We start from the raw sequence: 21,074 nt of genomic DNA, 5'->3' as shown, positions 1-21,074 counted from the left end.
TTAATTTGATTGTCGTACGCTCGCAGCCGTCGATGAAGTTGGCCGCCGCAACACTGTACGACGCCACCAATCTTTAACATCTTCCAAAATAAGGTAAAGCGCAGGAATCAGTAGCAAGGTAATAAAGGTGGCAAACATAATACCGAATGCCAGAGAGATGGCCATTGGAATAATCACCTGAGCTTGCAAACTGGTTTCAAACATAATCGGGAACAAACCAAAAAAGGTCGTCAGTGACGTTAACATGATTGCCCTAAATCGTTTAACACCCGCACCTAATACCGCGTCCATTAAACGGGTGCCTTCTCGCCGTGCACGATTAACAAACTCAACCATTATCAGGCTGTCATTAACCACAACACCCGATAGTGCCACTATGCCAAACCACGACATCATGCTAAAACTTTTACCAAAAATCATATGGCCGGCTATTGCGCCAATAAAACCAAAAGGTATTACTGACATCACCATGATCGGCTGCAGGTAAGATTTAAGCGGTATTGCCAACAGCACGTAAATCATGGCAATAGCAAATAAAAACGACAACCCAAGTTCAATCAAAAACTCTGTAGTCTCTTTACTTTGGCCACTCAATTCAGATTTAACCCCCGGATACTTGGCCACCAATTGTGGAATAAACTGCTGGGTTATTTCCATAATGACTGTACGGGACTGAATCTTCTCCGGATTAATATCTGCCATCACAGACACAGCCCGGTTCCTGTCTTCCCGCTGTATCGAAGAGTAGCCTTCGTCCATGGTAAAGTCTGCCACAGAAGTAAACGGAACCCAATCACCAGAGGGCGCTCGTATTCTCATGTTTTCCAAGTTGGCAATCGATTTACGCTCTTCTTTGGGATAACGTACCATGACTCGAATTTCATCTTTACCTCGTTGGATCCGTTGCGCTTCTTCTCCATAAAAAGCCTGGCGAACTTGTCGACCTAAATCCACCAGCGTGATGCCTAACGATTCCGCGCCGGGTTTTAAACTCAATTCGATTTCCTGATTGCCTGAAGAATAAGACGTTCGAATATCAAACACACCATCGTACTCGGCTAGTTTGTCTTCCAACTCTTTTGAGGCCAGCTCAAGATTGTTGTAATTGGAGCCCATTAAACGGAAACTTAATCCTGCATCGCCACCTATGCCAGCTGATGACATAAAGCGTAATTCTTTAACCCCGGCAACCTCACCAACGGCATCTCGCCACGCCCGTTCAAAGGCCCAGGAGTCAACCTCACGAGTCTCACCTTTCGTTAGCTCAACCAACATACCACCGCCGGTATCGCCACTGGTCCAGGCCAAAACATGCTGCGCAATTGGTTCACCATTATTTTCTTTGGCTAAATCTTTATCAACCTGCCGTACTGCTTTTTCCATACGTTCAATTAATGCATCACGCTCTGTAATTGGCGAACCTTCACTTAAGCTGAAACGGGCCTGGATAATATCAGTAGGTATACTCGGGAAGATTTCCTGCTTTAACCAACCGGTGGCAATTAACGAGAACGAAACGATTAAAACACAAACAAATGAAGTCAAGGTTAAATATCTGTGTTTTGTAACTGTTTTAAGTACTGGTAAATATTTATTCAGCGCAAAACGTTCCATTCCTTCACGAATGGCATGTTGCACTTTACCGAGTTTTGAACTGTTAGTTTCATCGTAAGGTTTATATTTCATATGCGCCAGATGCGCAGGCAGTATCCACTTGGATTCAATTAATGAAAAGATCAAACATAAAATTACCACAACTGCGATTGCTTCAAAGAAAGGTGCGGCGACAAAGTCCAAAGTTAACATGGGCGCAAATGCCGCTATGGTGGTTAATACACCAAAGGTTGCAGGCACCGCCACCCGTTTAGCGCCGCGAATTACATTTTCTTTTGAATGCCCATGCTCTTTAATTTCGGTATAGATGCTTTCGCCAATAATTATGGCGTCATCGACCACTATCCCAAGCACCAGAATTAAACCAAATAGACTTAAAAAGTTAATGTTGGTTGCAACAGGTCCAACTTTATCCATTAATAAAAACGCACCAAAGAAACAAATGGGAATACCCACTAGCACCCAAAAAGCGACTCTGGGTCGTAAGAACAAGGTCAATAACACAAACACTAAAACAATTCCCATCAACATGTTCCAGAACATCATGTCGAGACGTTGTTGAAGGTAATAAGATCCGTCGCCCCAAATTTCTATTTTTGCGCCTTCGGGTAACAACTTATTCTTTTTCGCCATGTAATTACGAACCGATTCAGCGATTTCCAGATCGTTTTGCTCGCCAACGGATTTAACCCGGATCACTGTGGCAGGCTTACCATTAAATCGAGCGTATCCGTCGGATTCGACAAAGCCATCGTTAATGTCGGCAATATCACTCAGCAATAATCGAGTTCCGTCAGGATTAGTTCGCAAGATAATCTGAGAAAAATCGAGACCAGTATAAGCTTGTCCTTTGGTTCTTAATCGTATGTCGCCACCATCGGTTTTAATGGCACCACCGGGCAAGTCAATTGAAAAATTGCGAATGGCACGGGCCACCTCGGACATGGTTAAATTGTACTTTTGTAATTGAGCATCGGATATTTCAACGGATATTTCATAAGGACGGTTACCCAATATTTCGGCCTTATTCACATCTGGCAGAGACATAATGTCATCGCGCACTTCTCGGGCAATGGTTTGTCGGGTACGTCGGTCCATATCGCCAAACACTGACAACCACATAACATCGGCACTAAATTCTATTTTTGAAATAACCGGTTTTTCCGTTTCCCCGGGAAACGTAGAAATGGAATCCACCTTAATCTTTATTTCATTAACTGCGTCATCCAGATCCACATCATTTTGCAGCTCGACCACCACACTGCCCATGCCTTCACTGGCTGTGGAGCGTATGGTCTTTACGCCTTTGACATCTTGAATCGCCTCTTCAACTTTAATGACAACGCCTTCTTCAACTTCTTTCGGTGCTGCGCCCAGGTATGGCACAGATATGCTCACTAGGTTAGGCTGCACATCGGGCATCATTCGCTTTGTCATCAGGTTGTAAGACACAAAACCCGCAATAACAATAAACAGCATTAATAAATTTGCCGCGACAGAATTATAGGTAAACCAGGCTATCAGCCCTTTTTCTCTAGGTTGCTTTTCCATATATTAACTCTCTAAAAAATTGGTTTACGATTAATGTCGAGGCTGACTTTGAGTATCGCCAGCGGCTATGGCGTCATCCGATGATGAGTTTTCGTCATCATTTTCTTCCTCAAAGCCTTCCAGTCGAACCTTCATGCCCTGTACCGGTGATTCGATAGCCGTTACCACAATTTTATCGCCGGGTTCTAATCCGCCTTTCACATAAACCATGTCGGCTTCTGCACGCACAACGTTCAAATCACGTAAAAACAGTTCATTTTCAAAGTTACTGACCAACACTTCAGAAAGATTTCGAAAATGTTCTCTTGGCAATTTCACCAACCCTGACATTTCTACACCGGAAATTTTTGCCGTGACAAAGGTACCCATTTTTAACGGCGCCTGATCACTTTCAGATTCTTGTTGATTCAATATTGAATAAGGATCCACCACTCGGGCAACGGCATAATGCACACGGCTGTTTTGATCCACCACGCCTTCCATACGAACAAGGCTGGCTTGCCATTGATGAATTTTTCCCGCGTATTTGGCTTCCAGAGTTACCGGGGTTGTTGAATCCGATTGTTGCGTTACCGCAGGAATATCAATAAAGGCCAAATCTTGATCGGTTAACGGCAAACGAATTTCAGCGTAATCAATGGCAAACGTAACACCAAGCTGTGAACCTGTAGCGACAAACTGCCCCACATCGGTATTTTTACTTTTTACCATGCCATCGTAAGGCGCACGGATAACGGTTCGTTTCAATTTTTGTTCCGCTCGTTTCAGATCCGCTTTGGCAGACTCCACATTGGCTTCCGCTTCCAGCAGAAACGGTTCTCGTAGCGCTAGCGACGGTGCATTTTGACGACTGCGACCGGATAAATCCCATTCTTTTTGAGCCTGCTCAGAACGAGCTTTCTCTTGCGCGTATTGCGCCTTGGCACTGCTTAGCCTTGCTTTAGCCTGCTCAACAGCTACCTGATAATCGGTAGGATCGATCTTTAATAACAGCTCACCTTGCTTGAAATAACCACCAGCAACAAACTGCTCCGAAACCTTTTGCACAATGCCCGACACCTCGGAGACCAGCGATGTTTCGGTTCGCGGTTGCACCACACCATGACTGGTCACTTCAAATTGTACCGTTTCTGATTGAGGCACTAACACCTCAACTAAGGGTGCTTTGGTTTCCTGTGGTTTTTTAGGGGCTGCAGGTTTGGTTTTAAAAAGTGTGGCAACAATGCCAAAAGTGACAACGATAACAATAATGCCAACCAGGGTTGCTTTTTGCTTGTTCATGCTTACCTCAATAGAAGGTGACTGGATTGCGGACAATCGGAGGTGATCCAATAAACTTAGACCATGAGTACAGCTTAAGCGGAATTTATTAACGAAAAAACGAAGAGATTTACGCCGGTGATGTAATTAAATGTTTCAAGATGAAAGAACCAATGACTGTTCAGTTTGGATCTGTATGATGATACACATAATGAATAATAATCATTCGTATCAATGATAAAGCTAAGAAATCGTTAACACCTGCCTTATGAAGCAGCTAGTTTGTATTGAGCGCCACAGTATGGGCAACTGGCCTGCCCGGTTTTTTCGATAGGCAAATACACTCTGGGATGCAAGTTCCAGACTTGTCCATCAGGTAACGGACAAGACAAAGGCAGTTGGCTTTTGTTTACCTGAATGACACTGTCTTGCGGAACATTTTGTTTGTCGGTATCGGTCATTTTAAATCTCCGTATACTTGTGCATCATTAGTAGCACATTGAAAGCTTAGCAAATTCACTTAACGATTCACAATTAATTAGCATTCATCCCTATACAGCATTCATTCATCTTGCAAATCATTAGCCACTAAGATTTACCAAGAATGGCCTGCCAACAGGATGAAACTCGAGCACTGTGATCACAAACCAAATCAAAGGGTAATTGTTTTGACTGACCCGTAAGCACGATACGATTATTCAATTCACGATAATACCGGTAGGCTTCAATTAAATGATCCGCCTGTTCGCGAGACAAAATTTCTAACTCATTTAGTCGAATAAATTGCCGAGTGGTACGACTCGACCAACACTCTTGGGGAAAGCTGGCGCCATTGGCCAACAGTAAATACTGCGCCAAAAACTCAATATCCACCATGCCACCAGTACCCTGTTTTAAATCAAACTTATCGCCCTGGGATTTATCCAACTGTTTGCGCATTTTCTCGCGCATGGTAATAACATCCTGCTTTAATTGTTTTGCATCACGCGGCTTTGCCAAAAGTTCACATCTCAGTTGCTCAAACCACTGACACAAATCCTTATCACCAGCCACCGCTCGAGCACGCGATAATGCCTGATGTTCCCAGGTCCAGGCTTCGTTTAACTGATAATCTTTAAAGGATTCTGTATAGCTGACCAATAAGCCTGATTTGCCCGATGGACGTAACCGCATATCGACATCGTACAAAACGCCAGACACGGTTCGCATATTCAACGCATGAATAACACGTTGAGCCAGTCGGGTAAAAAATTGTGTGTGAGACTGTGATCGCTCACCGGAAGTGGTTGCTTCTGGCTCGGCATCAAATAAAAAAACCAAATCCAGATCGGAGCCGAAACCAAGTTCTTCGCCACCAAATTTGCCGTAACCAATAACCGCAAATCCTTTCATGCGATCCTGATCGACACCTTCAATCGAAGGTAAGCCATAGCGTTGGCACAATTTGCGCCAGGAAAAAACAATCACACTGGCAATGATTGCTTCGGCGATCTGACTCAGATAACGGCTGGCTTTTTTAACATTGATGGTGTTATTCAGTACAGCAGCGGCCACTCTTAGTTCATGGGTCTGTTTAAAAATTCGCAACTGTTCCTGCTGTTGTTCTTCATCATCTGGCTCAATGCGAAGCAACTGACGCCGTAACTCCTGAGTTAACTCACTGGAATCAAGCGGTGTATACAAAGCATTGGGATATAGCAGTTCATCAAGCAGCAGTGGATGTTCGATCATCTGCTCACTGACCCATTTGCTTTGTCCGCACAATTTTACCAGATGCTCCAGTACCGGTGGATTCTCTTCCAGTAATACCAGATAGGCGGTTCGGCGACTGATCGAACGAAGTAAATCTAAAATGCGTTCAAACGACACCACAGGATCCGACTCGCGAGACAAGACATTTAATAACTTGGGAAACAGAGATTCCATTCTTGATTTGCCGCGTGATGACAAATGCTGAAACGAATTAGAGCCTACAAATCGCTGTAATTTATCCATCATAGCTGGCACAACCGATGAGTCATGCTCCGTATACCAGTGCTCAAAGTCATCCCGTTCAAGAATGTCGAGCGAAAAGCGCTCGGCGTCCAGCTCTTCTTCGTCATCAACATGAAACACTTCCGAAAACTCCGCGGAGATCACCTGTTGGTGTTTGCTCAATTCATCCATAAACTGACCATACTGGCTAAACCCCAAAGCAACCGTTAATCGAGTTTGATCGAGAGGATTATCCGGCAGCAATTGTGTTTGCTGATCGTGCAGTTGCTGGATAACATGTTCAACCCGACGCAAAAACAAGTAACTTTCCAATAGTTTTTCAGCCACTCGCGGCTGAATAATTTCTGTTCGCTTTAACTGCTCGAGCGCTTTAATAAAACTGCGACGTTGAATATGTCGAATACGACCGCCTCTGATCAATTGTAACGATTGAACAATAAACTCGGCTTCCCGTATGCCGCCCGAACCCAGCTTTATGTTATCGGTTAGTCCTTTGCGTCTGACTTCCGTTTCAATCATGGTTTTCATATTACGAATGGATTCCAGTACACCAAAGTCGATATAACGACGATAAACAAACGGTTTGATCAACTGATAAAACATCTCCTTGTAATGTTCCGTTTGCGCATTGTTTAAGTCGTTACTTTTTATATCGCATGATGCAGAATTGATTATCCTCGCTTTAATCAGGGCAAAGCGCTCCCATTCACGCCCCTGATCCTGATAATATTCTTCTGCGGCGGCAAAACTCATTGCCAGAGGCCCACTTTCACCATAAGGGCGCAACCGCATATCCACACGAAAAACGAAACCATCTCCGGTTCTATCGGCAAGCAAGGCAATAATTTGCTGCCCCAACCGGGTAAAAAAGGTTTGATGCTCTAACCGCCGTGGACCTTTTTGTGTTTCACCGTCATGGGGAAAGAAAAACATTAAATCTACATCGGAAGAAAAATTTAATTCTTTGCCACCGTATTTACCCATCGCCAAAATTAGTAACGGTAAAGGTTTTTCCTGTTCATCAAGTGGCGTACCAAACTGTTGGCCTAATCTAGGGTAGACCCAATGGTAAGCGGATAAAATCAAACGATCGGCGGCGTAAGAAATATCCTGAAAATCAATAGTGATTGAGGATGAATACACCAGGTTTCGGATGGCAATTAACACGAAAATACGTGAGCGCCAACGTCTCAGTACTTGTTTAGCGGCATTATCGTTTTGGCAGGCTGCTAATTGCTCGCTCAGAGTCTGTTCAATAGATTCAAACGCTAACGGCTTGGCCAGATCCCATTGTTCAGAATAAGCCAGTACATAGGGCAGCTCTGCAAGTAATACATCGGCGACAAAAGGGCTTAAAGCCACCGCCATTTTTAATGGTTGCACAACGCTGGCATCCGCCTGCGCCAACTCTTTGCAATAGCGCTGCTCCAAAGCACCCCACAAAGCTTGTTGCTCGGATGTAAGAGAACTGTCCGATGGAAGACTATAATTGATATCGCTTGTCACAATGCTCTTCTGGTAGAAGTAAGTGTCTGATAGGGTTACTATAACGTGATGCCTGAGTTTCCTCCAGACCAGTATTGGAATAATCAATCCACTAAAAGGTTTTCAGCTACAGGAGTACCTCATGGAATTTTTTAAGTACGCGACTTTAATTGTATTCATTATTATGGGTGCGGAAGTCTGGAAGTATCACATCAAAAATAAAAAAGCCAACAACCAACAGGACGATGAGTTAAAACAAAAACTCGATAGGCTTGAACAACTGGAAAAACGCATACAAGCGTTAGAAAAAATTGTCACGGATCCCAGTGAAACTCTACGCCGTGAATTTGATAATCTTAAAACAGCCGACTCTAGCCATAAAAACTAGAATCGGTTTATAAATAAAGAATTTAAAAACATCGATTAGAGGAGAGGGTTATGGAGTGGATTATCTTAGGTCTGCTACTGGTTTTAGTGGTTTACATTATTGCCATTTACAACAAGCTGGTAAGTCTGAAAAATAGATTTAAAAACGCTTTCTCACAAATAGATGTTCAACTTAACCGACGCTACGATCTCATCCCCAATCTGGTAGAAACCGCAAAAAGTTTTATGAAGCATGAACGAGAAACCCTTGAAGCGGTTATTAATGCTCGCTCTCAAGCAGTTTCTGCCAGCCAGCAAGCGGCAGCGGATCCCTCCGACGCTCAATCCATTCAATCCCTTATTGGAGCCGAAAGCGCTTTAACCGGTGCCATGGGTAAATTTTTTGCAGTGATGGAAAACTACCCGGATATTAAAGCTAATCAAACCATGCAAAGTTTGATGGAAGAACTGACAACCACTGAAAACAAAGTAGCGTTTGCCCGGCAGGCCTACAATGATGCGGTGATGTTTTATAACACTTATCGAGAGCAGTTTCCTGGCAACCTGGTGGCCGGAAAATTCAACTTTAATGAAGCTCAATTATTTGAAGTGGATGAAATTGATGTTCGTAAAGCGGTGAAAGTCTCGTTTGAATAACGTCTTTTAAAAAATGCCGTTAAAAATATCAGCTTCAGCACGACTCATTAATATCATTTAGACGATATTTATTTAGACAATATTCATTATGAATTTTTTTGAGCATCAACAACAGGCCCGAACCCAAACCAAACGACTTATTGGTTACTTTGTTATCGCGGTAATTTGCATTATCGCGTTAATTAATCTGGCCATTTATTTTGGAGCCTGTGTCAGCAATGTTTATTGCAGCAGCCCACAAGCCTACTTTTTTGGCCCGCTGGGAATTGGCGTATCCCTGGCCACACTACTAGTTATTGCCATTACCAGTCTTGTTCGGTGGAGCCAACTGAAAAAAGGCGGTGGGTATAAAGCCATCTCCATGGCTGGAGCACGCAGCGTCCAGTTAAATACCAAAGATCCCGCTGAGCGACGTTTGATCAATGTGGTGGAAGAAATGTCCATTGCCTCCGGCATACCCATGCCATCGCTGTACATAATGGAAAACGAGTCATCCATTAATGCTTTTGTTGCTGGCACCGAGCCGCACAACACTTGCCTGGCGGTTACCCGTGGTTGTATCGATAAACTGAATCGTCAGGAATTGCAGGGGGTTATTGGTCATGAGTACAGCCATATCTTTAATGGCGATATGCGCATTAATATTTACCTGATTGGTATATTGGCCGGTATTCTGGTTATTGGTCAACTGGGTGAGTTTTTAACTCGATCACAGCGCTATAGCAGTCGACGAAAAAATAACGGTGCTCAATTGGCGCTGGTAGGAGTGGCATTAATGTTGGTGGGCTACGCAGGACTCTTTTTTGGCCGTTTAATAAAAGCCGCCATTTCAAGACAGCGCGAATTTTTAGCGGATGCTTCAGCGGTTCAATACACCCGCGATAATCAGGGTATAAGTTATGCGCTGTACAAAATAAAAATGGATCATGCCGGCTCGCACTTAACCACCAAGTCTGCCGAAGAACTCAGTCATATGTGTTTTGAGCGCTCACATCCAATAAAAATGTTTTCAGGATTACTGGCAACCCACCCCGCTATAGATGATCGAATCAAACAGGTTAACCCTTACTTTTCAGCCAAAGAATTTTCCAAACACTCAACAGCAGAAAATCAGCAACAGTCTCAACAAGACAGCACAGAAAAAACAAAACGCAGCGATCAACGGGCTAACACCGCCGAAGAATTTTTTAATCACAGCGTAATTGCCAGTGCCATTACAGAAAATGCAGGGCAGATAAATGCAAAAAATATGGATGCAACTCAATGGCAGATCAGCTTACTGCCTGAAATACTGAAACAAGTGGCCCGTGGCAATCATAAATTGGCAACACCGGAACACCTTGTTTATTGTCTGCTCGTGCTGAACAACACCATGACCCGCGCCGATATTATGCATCAGGCGTCACAGTTTATGCCTGAGGAAGATTTAGTTGCCATTGGCGAACTACTGCCGGATATGGCATCACTCAAACTCACTCAACAATTTTTATTGCTTGAATTAAGTTTGCCACGGATAAAAACGCTCCAACATTCTCAAGCAAATGATTTTTTATCGCACTGCAAACAACTGGTGGATGGGGATAAACAGGTATCGCTTCAGGAATATGTGATTTATGCATTATGCCTACTATCGCTGCAGCAGGAAAAACCCATTGCCGCTACAATCAAACGTTTTCAACCGGTCGCGGAAGATATTCAACAGTTACTCGCCACATTTTTATGCCACAGCCGAATAAGTTTCGAACGAAAAAATAAGCTTTATCAACAACTGATGGCAAGCTTTAATCTATCCGCTGGTGGCCTATCCGCTGGTGATTATATGGAAACTGAGTTTAACGCCAATAATTTTCACCGTTCATTAACTCAATTAGCCCGTTTAAATCCAATATTAAAAAAGCCAGTAATTGATGCCGTAGCTCAGTGCGTTAGCAGCAACAATCGTGTTGAAGAAAATGAATTTATTTTAATTCGGGCGGTGTGCAGCTATCTCGATTGCCCGGTACCAAAACTCCTGTAGTAGCGATCATCTCAATACATTTGTCTCAATATATTTATCTCAATACAGTAGTAATCCGCTCAACATAACTGCACTTAAAAATACTCATTATTTTTTATTACCGGGCGGTAGTACGACATCAATTTCAGAAAAATGCTCATTGATGTGCATCAGGTGAGCAATCTCATATTGTGACCTGGACAAATCACCATAGGCAAAGTGTGGTTGAAAATCCTGATGTTGTTGGAATTGCTTTAATGAGTCCGCCAGTGACTGAAGTGCTCGATAGGTGTTACCCCTTACAGGTAATGGATCAGCCCCGGGGATTGGTTGAAATAATCGATGAGTCGATCCACCTTTGGCTTTAAATAAATGATACGCCAGACTGCCTAGCGTATTTTGAAACAGCTCAGACTTCTGCTCAGGGAACCCTGACATGGAATAATCCACACTTTGTTTTAAGTGCACAAATATCTGATGCGCCGACCAGTAGCCCGATGAAACAATAAACGCATTTTTGGGTAACGCTTCGATATACTCTATTGCGTCTGAAAGCGATGTGAAATCTTTTGCTCTGGGCGGTCGCAGTGAAAACCAGCCGTAAGCCGCAGCACCGGCTACCGCTGACAAGCCTAACCCCAGTTCAATAAAGGTTCGTCGCTTCATGTTATCCACCTCAAAATAGTTTTGCCCTTAAAAAGATTACACCTAGCAAAGTCATTATTTTAAAAAGTCACTGTTTAAATAGTCACTATTTAAACAGTCATTACCTGTAAAAAGGTTATCTTAAAAAATCATCTTAAAAACATAATTACATACTTAACAAAAGTTACAAACAACCTTCATTTGCTATGCTATAAACAATGCCACTTAATTTCAGTGCTAAATTTATTAATCAATAGTTTGCTGGAAGGCGTCTCAAAAATAGCGAACGAAGCTGAGATAAAGCAAGTTTTGACAAAGCAGCACAGTCTACACGCAGTCAATGAGCATTTTGAGTCGCAATTTAACGCTGTATCATCAACCGCAGCATTTTTGAAATAGCTGCTAATGAATTTCTGGAGCCTCTATGTACGTTATAACACACCCACATTGTCTGGCCCATGAAATGGGTCACGCCCACCCAGAATCACCGGATCGCCTTAAAGTGATTCAGCAGGTTATCACTCAACTGTCCGAGCAGTACCCTTTGCAACCACTAAACGCCACTCAGGCCCCTCTTAAAGCCATCAAACGGGCGCACTCGGATCATTTAATAGAACAATTAACAGCTCACGCCCCCACAGAAGGTTACTATTCGATCGATGCGGATACCACCATGAATCCGGCCAGTTTAAATGCCGCTCGTTACGCGGCAGGCTCGGGCCTGTTAGCATTGCAAATGATTCATCAGAAGCAGACCATCTCTCATACCGCATTTTGCGCGGTTCGCCCGCCCGGTCACCATGCCGAACACGATAGGGCCATGGGCTTTTGCCTGCTCAATCACATTGCTATTTGCGCATTAGCCGCCGCCACCGACTACCATAAAAAACGTATAGCGATTGTCGATTTCGACGTGCACCACGGTAACGGTACTGAAGACATAGTCGCTGATCATTCGGCGATTGCTCTGTTCTCAACGTTTCAACACCCTTTGTATCCGGGAACGGGCGTGCCAGCATCGGCTGACAATATTCACAATTATCCGCTATCAGCCGGTACGAATAGTCATCAGATCCAACAACTTTGGCAGCAACGGCTACTCCCGGACATAAAAGCCTATCAACCTGATTTAATTTTAGTGTCAGCGGGATTTGATGCCCATAAAGATGATCCACTGGCGGGACTTAATTTTGAAGACGATGACTACTACTTTTTTGCCCGCGAACTAAAATCCCTTGCCGATGAACTTTGCGAAAGAAAATTAATTGCGTTTCTTGAAGGCGGTTATGAACTTAATGCACTGTCTCGCAGTGTTAAGCGATTTATGCAGGGGTTATTAGACGATTAAACGACAATTCACTTCAAACTGCTGTTACGCAAAAATTCAGAGCCAATATTAAAACAGTTCAACGTCATTGAACTGTCAAAATTCATTCGTTTTTTTGACATAGATCACTTCTAAACTGACTCAGTTATCCGATAAATAATTGAGTCTTATAAATGAATTTAGCCAGAACAAAGGTTTCATCAGAAACAGTATCTTTACAGCCAGATACTTCAACAGATAAGTCAGCAGATACTTCAGCAAGCATCGCAACAAAGAAGCCTGCAGTATCAAATCTTGATATTGAACAAACAACAGCAGAAAAAATAGATGAGGCAAACAGGCAACTTATCGAATCTGCACAACAACTTATTCAAAAACCATCCATCACTCCGGACGATGCAGGCTGCACTCCCTGGTTAATTCAACAACTTGAACCGCTTGGGTTTCACTGCCAACAATTAGACGTTAACGGCGTAACCAACTTAATCGCAAGTATAGGTACTGGAAATAAAACCATGGCATTTCTTGGCCATACGGACGTTGTACCTGCTGGAGATTTGAAACACTGGCAACACCCTCCGTTTGCAGCCACTGTTGAAGATAATTTTTTATACGGCCGAGGTGCGGCTGATATGAAAACCGCTATCGCCTGTATGTTAAACGCTACCAAGCAATTTATAACAAATGGCGGCCAATTCAATCGTGGTAAGTTTTACTGGTTAATAACGTCCGATGAAGAAGGTGAAGCTGAATATGGCACCAAAGCAATGATCGAACATTTAAAACAAAAGGGTGTCTCTCTTGATGTTTCTCTCGTTGGCGAGCCAACAGCTAGGGTTACAGCTGGCGATACCATAAAAATTGGCCGCCGGGGTGCGTTATCCGGCTGCATTAAACTGGCCGGTAAACCTGGGCATGTTGCTTACCCAGATCAAATTAGAAACCCAATTAATCCCATGGCGAAAATCATTCAGGCATTGAATAATATAGAATGGGATTCTGGCAGTGCTGACTTCCCCGGTAGCAGTTTACAAATCACTCATATTAACTCTGGTGAGTTCAGCGATAATGTAAGTCCTTCGTATTGCGAAATTAACTTTAATATTCGCTACAGTCATCGCTGGAATGAACAGCAATTAAAACAGAAAATCACCGCACTTGTGCAACCAGAGGGTTCAGAATTTGAATTGCAATGGCAACGGCCTTGTCCGCCCTACTGGAATAAACAAAGTGTTAATCCGGGCTCGGCACTGACCTTACTGGAACAAGCCATATTTCAAACCACAGGCAGATATCCGTCGCTGTCAACTTCGGGTGGCACCTCCGATGGTCGGTTTGCAGCGAGTCTCGGCGGTGAAGTTTATGAAATTGGCGCGTGCAACGCGACCATTCATCAAGTGAATGAGAAAGTCAGCGTGGATGATCTGATTACGCTAAGAAATATTTATCAAACTATTCTGATGCAATACTTTAATTGCTGATGGTTTTATATTGTCGAATGGAATGTCAATAATTCTTTTGATATTGTTTTGTTATACGCCCTTCTATTACTGTCGAGCCTTAACGGACTACCCTATAATAACTGTATAAGTTGAAATCAAGAACCGTTTAAAGAGGCCTTATAATGGAAACCAGTTTTCATCCAATGTCCGAACTGTTTGCTCAGCTTGGCTTACCTAACACCTCTAAATCCATTGAGTCATTTATTAAGCAGCATCCGCTTGATGATAAGGAATCTTTGTTCGAGGCCGATTTCTGGAACAAAGGGCAAAAAGACTTTTTGCATCAGGCCATATCCGATGATTCCGACTGGGCTGAAATAGTCGATCAACTGGATGTTCGCTTACGAGAGGCACACTAATAAAGGCTCAACTTTTATCGGCATAATAAAGTTATTAATCCGGAATTAAATAAAACGCATCTATGCTTTGGCGGAGACAGTTGTATTTATTAACGTATAACGGAGAAGAATGCGTTTGCTCACTGTGTCTTTCACTGAATGGCTTTGGACGGCTTAACCTTTTTCGCTCAAACCCAATAAAGCTCATTACTTTATGTAAAAATAAAAACTTACCAGCCATCATCTCTTGGCAATGACTGCATCGTCCTTGATGCCCTTTCTCATTCCTTAGGCTAATCTTTTTATGACCAATCTCTTTTTGACTAATATTTTCTAAACCTTTCATACTGCTCATAGACTGGTCTCAGCTATAACTTAATTATGATTGAAGAATATTTACTATAAAAAAGCCTGGCAAAGCCACTTATCAATTTCCTTCAAGTCGCATTTTTATCGGCATTAGGCTCACTTTGATATTTTCCCGTTTCAAGATAACGCTTTCGCTTTTTTTGCTTTAACTTATCAATATCAACCAGCACCAAGCCATCCACACAACCTGCAAAATCAGCATCCACACCAAAGTCTAAAAATTTAACACCGCCAGGCTCGCATAGCTCAGTATATTGCTTATATAAAGTAGGTATCGCGACGCCCATATTGGCAAGTAATGATTTCAGTTGTGTGAAGTCCTTTTTATAATCATTGCCAACAAAAGTGTCTTTCAACTCATTACTGACAGACGCTTCAATATTATAAGGATTAAATGAACGCGCAGGGGTTTGCTGCTCAGAGAAATACAGTGAATAAAAATAAACCAGTAAATCTTTTGACGCCTTAGGGTAATGGTCACTTAAGCTAACAGCGCCAAACAAATATCGAAACCTTGGTTCTTTTTGTAAAAAAGCACCTATGCCATACCATAAGTAATCCAGTGATCGCTTCCCCCAGTACTTGGGCTGAACAAAGCTTCGCCCCAATTCTATTGCCTGCGAAAAATACCCATTCATATTTTCATCAAAAGCAAACAGACTGTTGGTGTAAAGTCCTTCCATGCCTTGTTCAGAAATCACTTTTTGTGTATCACAAAATCGATAAGCACCAACAATTTCAAGTGCATCCTTATCCCACAACACCAAATGATAATAATAATGATCAAATTTATCCGTATCTCTTTTATTTCCTGTCCCTTCACCAACAGCCCGAAATGACAACTCTCTCAAGCGGCCTATTTCCCTTAAAATAACCGACTCGATCTTTCCACGACATAAAAATATTGATTTGCCATCGGGTGTTTCGCCCAACAGTGTTTGTTGCTTTAATGCAGAATGCAATACACTCGGACTTTCTGGATGAGCAATGGACGCCTGGGTTGAAAACACGGGCTTTCGATCACTGCCTATGCGATACAGGTGCTTTCGAAATAAACGGGCAACTTCTTTTTTAGCCAGTGGGAGCTGAGCATACTGTTCAACCGGGATCATATCACCCGCTTTAATCGTTACGGTTTTCTTCGACTGTTTGGTCATTTCCTTAACCAGTAATAATGTCGCCAACGGCTTGTAAAGCATCGAAGTCAAATAAAACGAAATTGAATTACGAGCATCCACAAACAGCGTTAGTACAGGAGCTTTTGCCGTACGAGCTATGCCAACAAAGCCGGAATGCCACTTACCATCTTTGACCCCTGATAATTTCATTCGAGAAACTTCGCCAGCCGGAAAAATAATGACAGCTCCTTCTTGTTCAAGATACTGGGTAATATTCGTTAAGTTTTGTTTAGGCGTTTTTCCGCCCATATTATTAACCGGCAACAATAACTTTTGTAATGGCTTAAGTGTCATCAACATATCGTTAGCCAGAATTTTTACATCAGGCCGTATATGACGAACCAATTGTATCAACGCCAATCCATCCAGAGAACCAATAGGGTGATTTGAAACAATAACCACACGGCCGCTGGCAGGGATCCGCTCACGATCTCGTTGGGTAATGGAATAACTAAAGTTAAAGTAGTCCAGCACTTGATCCACAAAATCAATGCCTTCAGTGTAAGGTAGCTCTTTCTGAAACTGAATAAATTCCTTTTCATGCAGTAGATACTTTAAAACACCCGAAAATGCTTTAAATAACCAACGACGGTTGGATAACTGTGGAAATCGTTGTTGTAATAATGTGTCTACGTTAAACATACAGATTCTCTCATGGTTTAATCGTAGCTTAGCGATATTTTATTACGTGTTTTTGATAATGTTATGGCAGATAAATGACAGTTATGAACTAACTAGTCATCATCTAATTATTTAGGCCGCACGCTGTGGTATTTCATTGTCAAACTCATGCCGAGTCAACAGCTGCTTATGATCAGCCCAATGGATAAGTTCAATATCACCATATTGATTTTCGATTAAGCAGGTACAGCTTTCAATCCAGTCACCGCAGTTGGCGTAAACACCATACTCGGTTTTATCCAGATCGGGCTGATGAATATGCCCACAAACGACACCGTCGTAACCTTTATTATAAGCAAACTGAGTCGCAGCCTGCTTATAACGCTTAATATAACTTTGTGCTTTACCTACTTTCTGTTTAATGTGACTGGCCAGTGACCAATAAGGCTTACCAAACATTCGTCGAATTCGATTAAACCATCGATTCAAAAATAATAAAAAGTCATACAGTTTATCGCCTAACCAGCCCATCAGTGGTGCGCCACAAACAATGCTGTCAAACGCATCACCGTGCAACAATAATAACTTTTGACCGTTATTAGTCTGGTGCTCAAACTCTTGATAAATCTCGATATGATTAACGGAGAGGTGTAAAAATTTTCGCATAGCTTCATCGTGATTGCCCGGAATATACACGACACGAACACCTTGATTTGGAAGCTCTAATAAACGAGTCAGTAATTTTTGATGCATCTTTGGCCAATAAATACGCTTTTTCAGTGACCATATATCGACAATATCACCTACCAGATAAAGCGTAGAGAATGACACGCTTTCGAGTAAATCCAATAAAAAATCTGCCCGACAATCTTTGTAACCTAAATGCACATCGGAAATGAATAAAGCACGGCATTGCTTGAGTGATTGGTTGGAATAAGCGTTCCCTTTGGTAAAGTCAGTCATAATTAACTCGCCATGCAATGTTGATGACTGCACTCTAATCTTTCTAAAAGACAAATATATGACGCTGTTGCGAAAGTTTTATGTCAAAAAAAGTAAAAGCAAATCAACTGTATTACGAAGAGTTTATTGCAGAGCCATAATTTCTTGCCAACGTTCGCCAAACACAGAGGCCTGACTTTGCAAGTCAGTTTCAAAAATTTGTTTGTGTAATGCCGCCACCCACTGACTTTCTTTGTCTTGCCTGACTATAAAAATAAGTACGCCTGTGCTTTCAAGCAATGATAAGTACTCATCCAATTGTGACCTTTGTTGCTGACTTATCTGAGTTAAGTTATGTTTCCAGTCACTTTTTTGTTCTGCACCGATTAAACTGATGGCGCTGCATTTGTCGTCAATAATTAAAGAGTTTGAATCCAGAACATTGAGTTGTTTAAAGCTCATTAAAATGTGACGTAACTGCTCTGCACTCGGTTGCTGCTGCTCGGTGTTGGAGTAGGTGAATAATAACGGTGATTTATTGCTGTGCTTAACACTCGATAATTCAAGATTAACCCGGTCAAAGCCTATCGGTAACAATTGCTGCCGAATGAAATTATGATACTTTTTATCCACCATGATTTGAACCACATTGCTATGGCTTGCCATGGCAATAATATCGGCAGAGCATGCTTTTTCAACACCAATGACGGTACCTTTATGCTTTGGCAGTAAAGTCGACTTAACGGTTACCGAAATACCGGATGCTTTAACCGGTTGAATTGTTCGGGGGTGTAAAACTTTTGCGCCACAGCGGGTCAGTCGCTCCGCCTGTGCGTAGCTTAACTGTTTGATCTGCCGAGCGTCTGCAATCACTCTGGGATTATAGCTAAATACGCCCGGTACATCGGTCCATATTTGAAGTTCGCGCGCACCTAATATCGACGCCAGATAACTCGCCGAAGTGTCGGAGCCCTCTCGTCCCAATAATACCGTTCGTTGTTTTTCGTCGGAGGCAATAAAACCCTGTGTCACTATGACCGACTTTTTGCTCGCTAAATCATTTTCGATGGCTATGTCACGATCAAAACCACAGCGATTACTGGTGAAGTGATGCCAGGCGTCCTGCTCATCCAGTGTGTCAGCTTTAAGAATAGAGCGCACATCGACAAAGTCGCAATCTATATCTTGTTGTGACAAATAGGCCGCACCAATGGTTGATGATAATAACTCACCTATCGCCAATACTTTTGCGTGATCTTCTGACGTAATACTTTGCTGCTGATAAATGGCATCACAAAAGGCTGCCAGTTTTTCAAAATAATTCGCCAACAATTGTTCGCCGTTTAATCCGAGTTGTGACGCAAAGCCTGTGTGTAATTCTTTTAACTGAAATATGGCATTGGTGTGTACACCGGCCAGCGACTGATGCAATAAAGCTTCTAACAAATTGGATACATTTTTCAGTGCAGATAACACCAGTAAAGGGCGGTATCCTTGAGTCTGTTGATGTTGTACCTGTTCAGTAATGGTTCGCCAATGTCGTATTTCACCGACACTGCTGCCACCAAACTTAAGAATGATCCAGTTTTGATTCATATAAGAAAAATCACATCAGTGGTTGTAGGAATTTAATCGTGGAGGAAAACAGATGCTAAAAATTTACAGCAACCAATAGGGTCTGGCTTTGAACATGGCTTTTCGCGTTTGTTCCATCGCTTCTAAAACCGATTCCGAACGCCTGTCAAACCAATGTTCGATATCTTTGTCGTCTCTGAGTTTATGCGCTTTAAAGGTATGACAAACATATTTGTACAAAGCCAGTTCACGAGTGCCAGCCATTAAATCTAGCCAGGGCTGTCGATACTGCTGCCGTTTTTTCGAGTCAAACAGACCACCAAAAAACAAACCGATATCGAGTGCCTTTCTTAAGCGATCGACCTGCACCAAATAATCGTTGGTATCGAGTTTAATTTTTGGCCCAAACTCCCGACGCAATTCTTTTAAAGCGTGCTCAAGTTGTGCTTTGGCAAAATCAATAATCGGTGCTTTTAGTTTTTCTTTGTCGCCCTCTTCAATAAAATTTTGCCATTGTTTGAAGAACAGCCACTCAGAGATACCGAGCATCACCAGGTTATAACGCGGAGAAGCCTTTAACTCTTTGAATTTGGCCACGGCTTCAGCGAGTTCTGCTTTATTGGCGGCGACCACTTGTGCCAGCTCTTCTTCCGACGCTAACTCCTGTTCCAGCATCTGCTTTATATGATTACGCTCACGCGCCACCGTGACAATTTTATCCATAAAACCGGCCATCCATTCCCAGTTGGCGCGCAGATCACTGGTGGCGTGCCGTGGGATCAAACTGCCAAATACCTGATACACATGCTGAATGTACAACAGCGCCCGGTACATTTGTAAAATGGCGTCGGGGGCCAGTGATGAATCGAGAAACTGCTCATAGTACTGCCAGTGCTTCAGTCCGGAATAACAGATTATCTCAAAAGCTTTTTCCGCTTCGGTGCCTGAGCTGAGTTCAATCACCGACATTTTGCGATGAGTCACTGGCAAAGAAGAACACAGTGAATAACCGCGTCGCGCCTTGCTGGCATTACTGATGGCAAATCCGTGTTCGGAAATTAGCCTACGACTGAGTGAAAACAGATGCTTGGGATCACCGGTCACCAGTTCCAGCTCAACCTCTGAAATTGGGCAGGAGTCGTCTTCGTAATAAATATGCCCTACATCCAGTGCCACTTCTATTTCGGTGCCATCGTCAAAGTAGAACAGGGTTTTGTGTCGGGTAAAGTTGGTGGTGAATACTCTGTCCAGCTCGCCGCAATCGGTGAGAGCTTCTTCGAGCAGAATTTTAAGGTAAGGATCTTCCACTTTATTGATGTCGATTTTAAACTCATCGAGTTCGGTTTCCGATTCATTACGCTCATGCAACCCACCAATGGCACGGCCAGATGCTTTTACGGTTTGAATCAGCTTTTCACCATCGGCGCGAATGCGCAGGCCAATTTTTAACTCTCGCAGTTTAAAGTTGACGGTATCAAAGTAGGTGTTTTTGAGCTCGGATGTTTGCCAGGGATCAATCGCACTGACACCCTCAAATGACATATCAAGCAGCGACTTCACCACTTGCTGTTCAGCGATGAGTTTGACCTCAATCTCGTTAGCCATCTAGAAGTCTTTCCGTTGTTTTTTCGACAAAAAACCAGTTTACCCAGC

The 21,074-nt window shown here is 42.8% G+C and carries 16 protein-coding genes; 6 read left to right on the top strand and 10 right to left on the bottom strand.

Annotated elements, in window-relative coordinates; translation table 11 throughout:
- From C8D97_RS04020 to glnE, 4 genes are all read right to left on the bottom strand, one after another.
- Window positions 1-3,165, bottom strand: coding sequence for an efflux RND transporter permease subunit (locus C8D97_RS04020; RefSeq protein WP_109762172.1), 3,165 nt, complete (start codon window positions 3,163-3,165; stop codon window positions 1-3).
- A gap of 30 nt (window positions 3,166-3,195) precedes the next feature.
- The gene (locus C8D97_RS04015) at window positions 3,196-4,446 is read right to left on the bottom strand and encodes an efflux RND transporter periplasmic adaptor subunit (protein ID WP_109762170.1); all 1,251 of its coding nucleotides are present in this window, start codon (window positions 4,444-4,446) and stop codon (window positions 3,196-3,198) included.
- A 245-nt stretch (window positions 4,447-4,691) separates the two neighbouring features.
- Window positions 4,692-4,886, bottom strand: coding sequence for a zinc-finger domain-containing protein (locus C8D97_RS04010; protein ID WP_109762168.1), 195 nt, complete (start codon window positions 4,884-4,886; stop codon window positions 4,692-4,694).
- Between the two features lie 127 nt (window positions 4,887-5,013).
- A complete protein-coding gene (glnE, locus tag C8D97_RS04005) occupies window positions 5,014-7,926 on the bottom strand; it encodes a bifunctional [glutamate--ammonia ligase]-adenylyl-L-tyrosine phosphorylase/[glutamate--ammonia-ligase] adenylyltransferase (RefSeq protein WP_170115130.1) in 2,913 nt (970 codons plus the stop codon).
- 121 nt (window positions 7,927-8,047) lie between these two features.
- Here glnE and C8D97_RS04000 point away from each other — a divergent pair, with 121 nt between their 5' ends.
- The 3 genes from C8D97_RS04000 to C8D97_RS03990 all read left to right on the top strand — a co-directional run bounded on the left by C8D97_RS04000 (window position 8,048) and on the right by C8D97_RS03990 (window position 10,945).
- Window positions 8,048-8,293, top strand: coding sequence for a hypothetical protein (locus C8D97_RS04000; RefSeq protein ID WP_109762165.1), 246 nt, complete (start codon window positions 8,048-8,050; stop codon window positions 8,291-8,293).
- A 50-nt stretch (window positions 8,294-8,343) separates the two neighbouring features.
- Window positions 8,344-8,928 carry a LemA family protein gene (locus C8D97_RS03995; RefSeq protein WP_109762163.1) on the top strand — a complete coding sequence of 195 codons (585 nt, stop codon included), beginning with the start codon at window positions 8,344-8,346 and terminating at the stop codon, window positions 8,926-8,928.
- A gap of 88 nt (window positions 8,929-9,016) precedes the next feature.
- Window positions 9,017-10,945, top strand: a complete 1,929-nt coding sequence (locus C8D97_RS03990; RefSeq protein ID WP_109762161.1) for a M48 family metallopeptidase — start codon at window positions 9,017-9,019, stop codon at window positions 10,943-10,945.
- An 87-nt stretch (window positions 10,946-11,032) separates the two neighbouring features.
- Here the strand turns inward: C8D97_RS03990 and C8D97_RS03985 are convergent, their stop codons facing one another.
- Window positions 11,033-11,590: a DUF1569 domain-containing protein gene (locus C8D97_RS03985; RefSeq protein WP_109762159.1), complete on the bottom strand. Its 558-nt coding sequence runs from the start codon at window positions 11,588-11,590 to the stop codon at window positions 11,033-11,035.
- A 403-nt stretch (window positions 11,591-11,993) separates the two neighbouring features.
- Here C8D97_RS03985 and C8D97_RS03980 point away from each other — a divergent pair, with 403 nt between their 5' ends.
- The 3 genes from C8D97_RS03980 to C8D97_RS03970 all read left to right on the top strand — a co-directional run bounded on the left by C8D97_RS03980 (window position 11,994) and on the right by C8D97_RS03970 (window position 14,757).
- The gene (locus tag C8D97_RS03980; RefSeq protein ID WP_109762157.1) at window positions 11,994-12,917 is read left to right on the top strand and encodes a histone deacetylase family protein; all 924 of its coding nucleotides are present in this window, start codon (window positions 11,994-11,996) and stop codon (window positions 12,915-12,917) included.
- Between the two features lie 152 nt (window positions 12,918-13,069).
- The gene (gene dapE, locus C8D97_RS03975; RefSeq protein WP_109762156.1) at window positions 13,070-14,377 is read left to right on the top strand and encodes a succinyl-diaminopimelate desuccinylase; all 1,308 of its coding nucleotides are present in this window, start codon (window positions 13,070-13,072) and stop codon (window positions 14,375-14,377) included.
- A gap of 143 nt (window positions 14,378-14,520) precedes the next feature.
- The gene (locus tag C8D97_RS03970; protein WP_109762154.1) at window positions 14,521-14,757 is read left to right on the top strand and encodes a DUF2789 domain-containing protein; all 237 of its coding nucleotides are present in this window, start codon (window positions 14,521-14,523) and stop codon (window positions 14,755-14,757) included.
- A 34-nt stretch (window positions 14,758-14,791) separates the two neighbouring features.
- Here C8D97_RS03970 and C8D97_RS03965 read toward each other — a convergent pair whose 3' ends face one another.
- The 5 genes from C8D97_RS03965 to C8D97_RS03945 all read right to left on the bottom strand — a co-directional run bounded on the left by C8D97_RS03965 (window position 14,792) and on the right by C8D97_RS03945 (window position 21,026).
- Window positions 14,792-15,082 (bottom strand): hypothetical protein, encoded by a 291-nt coding sequence (locus C8D97_RS03965; RefSeq protein WP_109762152.1) that lies wholly within the window; start codon window positions 15,080-15,082, stop codon window positions 14,792-14,794.
- A gap of 91 nt (window positions 15,083-15,173) precedes the next feature.
- The gene (olsF, locus tag C8D97_RS03960) at window positions 15,174-16,925 is read right to left on the bottom strand and encodes a bifunctional ornithine lipid synthase OlsF (RefSeq protein ID WP_109762150.1); all 1,752 of its coding nucleotides are present in this window, start codon (window positions 16,923-16,925) and stop codon (window positions 15,174-15,176) included.
- 111 nt (window positions 16,926-17,036) lie between these two features.
- Window positions 17,037-17,867: a UDP-2,3-diacylglucosamine diphosphatase gene (locus C8D97_RS03955; RefSeq protein WP_109762148.1), complete on the bottom strand. Its 831-nt coding sequence runs from the start codon at window positions 17,865-17,867 to the stop codon at window positions 17,037-17,039.
- A 123-nt stretch (window positions 17,868-17,990) separates the two neighbouring features.
- Window positions 17,991-19,442, bottom strand: a complete 1,452-nt coding sequence (locus tag C8D97_RS03950) for an aspartate kinase (RefSeq protein WP_109762147.1) — start codon at window positions 19,440-19,442, stop codon at window positions 17,991-17,993.
- A gap of 63 nt (window positions 19,443-19,505) precedes the next feature.
- Window positions 19,506-21,026 (bottom strand): CYTH and CHAD domain-containing protein, encoded by a 1,521-nt coding sequence (locus C8D97_RS03945; protein WP_109762145.1) that lies wholly within the window; start codon window positions 21,024-21,026, stop codon window positions 19,506-19,508.
- Window positions 21,027-21,074: the final 48 nt, after the last annotated feature.

It is taken from the genome of Pleionea mediterranea (assembly GCF_003148745.1).
Taxonomy (GTDB): Bacteria; Pseudomonadota; Gammaproteobacteria; order Enterobacterales; family Kangiellaceae; genus Pleionea; species Pleionea mediterranea.
The sequence above is the reverse complement of the archived record's forward strand: the minus strand, read 5'-3'. Positions and strand labels throughout refer to the sequence as shown.

What these genes read in the sequence shown, in the direction of transcription:
- C8D97_RS04020 (WP_109762172.1), bottom strand. Translation starts at nt 3,165, where the DNA reads ATGGAAAAGCAACCTAGAGAAAAAGGGCTGATAGCCTGGTTTACCTAT.
- C8D97_RS04015 (WP_109762170.1), bottom strand. Translation starts at nt 4,446, where the DNA reads ATGAACAAGCAAAAAGCAACCCTGGTTGGCATTATTGTTATCGTTGTC.
- C8D97_RS04010 (WP_109762168.1), bottom strand. Translation starts at nt 4,886, where the DNA reads ATGACCGATACCGACAAACAAAATGTTCCGCAAGACAGTGTCATTCAG.
- C8D97_RS04000 (WP_109762165.1), top strand. Translation starts at nt 8,048, where the DNA reads ATGGAATTTTTTAAGTACGCGACTTTAATTGTATTCATTATTATGGGT.
- C8D97_RS03995 (WP_109762163.1), top strand. Translation starts at nt 8,344, where the DNA reads ATGGAGTGGATTATCTTAGGTCTGCTACTGGTTTTAGTGGTTTACATT.
- C8D97_RS03990 (WP_109762161.1), top strand. Translation starts at nt 9,017, where the DNA reads ATGAATTTTTTTGAGCATCAACAACAGGCCCGAACCCAAACCAAACGA.
- C8D97_RS03985 (WP_109762159.1), bottom strand. Translation starts at nt 11,590, where the DNA reads ATGAAGCGACGAACCTTTATTGAACTGGGGTTAGGCTTGTCAGCGGTA.
- C8D97_RS03980 (WP_109762157.1), top strand. Translation starts at nt 11,994, where the DNA reads ATGTACGTTATAACACACCCACATTGTCTGGCCCATGAAATGGGTCAC.
- dapE (WP_109762156.1), top strand. Translation starts at nt 13,070, where the DNA reads ATGAATTTAGCCAGAACAAAGGTTTCATCAGAAACAGTATCTTTACAG.
- C8D97_RS03970 (WP_109762154.1), top strand. Translation starts at nt 14,521, where the DNA reads ATGGAAACCAGTTTTCATCCAATGTCCGAACTGTTTGCTCAGCTTGGC.
- C8D97_RS03965 (WP_109762152.1), bottom strand. Translation starts at nt 15,082, where the DNA reads ATGAAAGGTTTAGAAAATATTAGTCAAAAAGAGATTGGTCATAAAAAG.
- olsF (WP_109762150.1), bottom strand. Translation starts at nt 16,925, where the DNA reads ATGTTTAACGTAGACACATTATTACAACAACGATTTCCACAGTTATCC.
- C8D97_RS03955 (WP_109762148.1), bottom strand. Translation starts at nt 17,867, where the DNA reads ATGACTGACTTTACCAAAGGGAACGCTTATTCCAACCAATCACTCAAG.
- C8D97_RS03950 (WP_109762147.1), bottom strand. Translation starts at nt 19,442, where the DNA reads ATGAATCAAAACTGGATCATTCTTAAGTTTGGTGGCAGCAGTGTCGGT.
- C8D97_RS03945 (WP_109762145.1), bottom strand. Translation starts at nt 21,026, where the DNA reads ATGGCTAACGAGATTGAGGTCAAACTCATCGCTGAACAGCAAGTGGTG.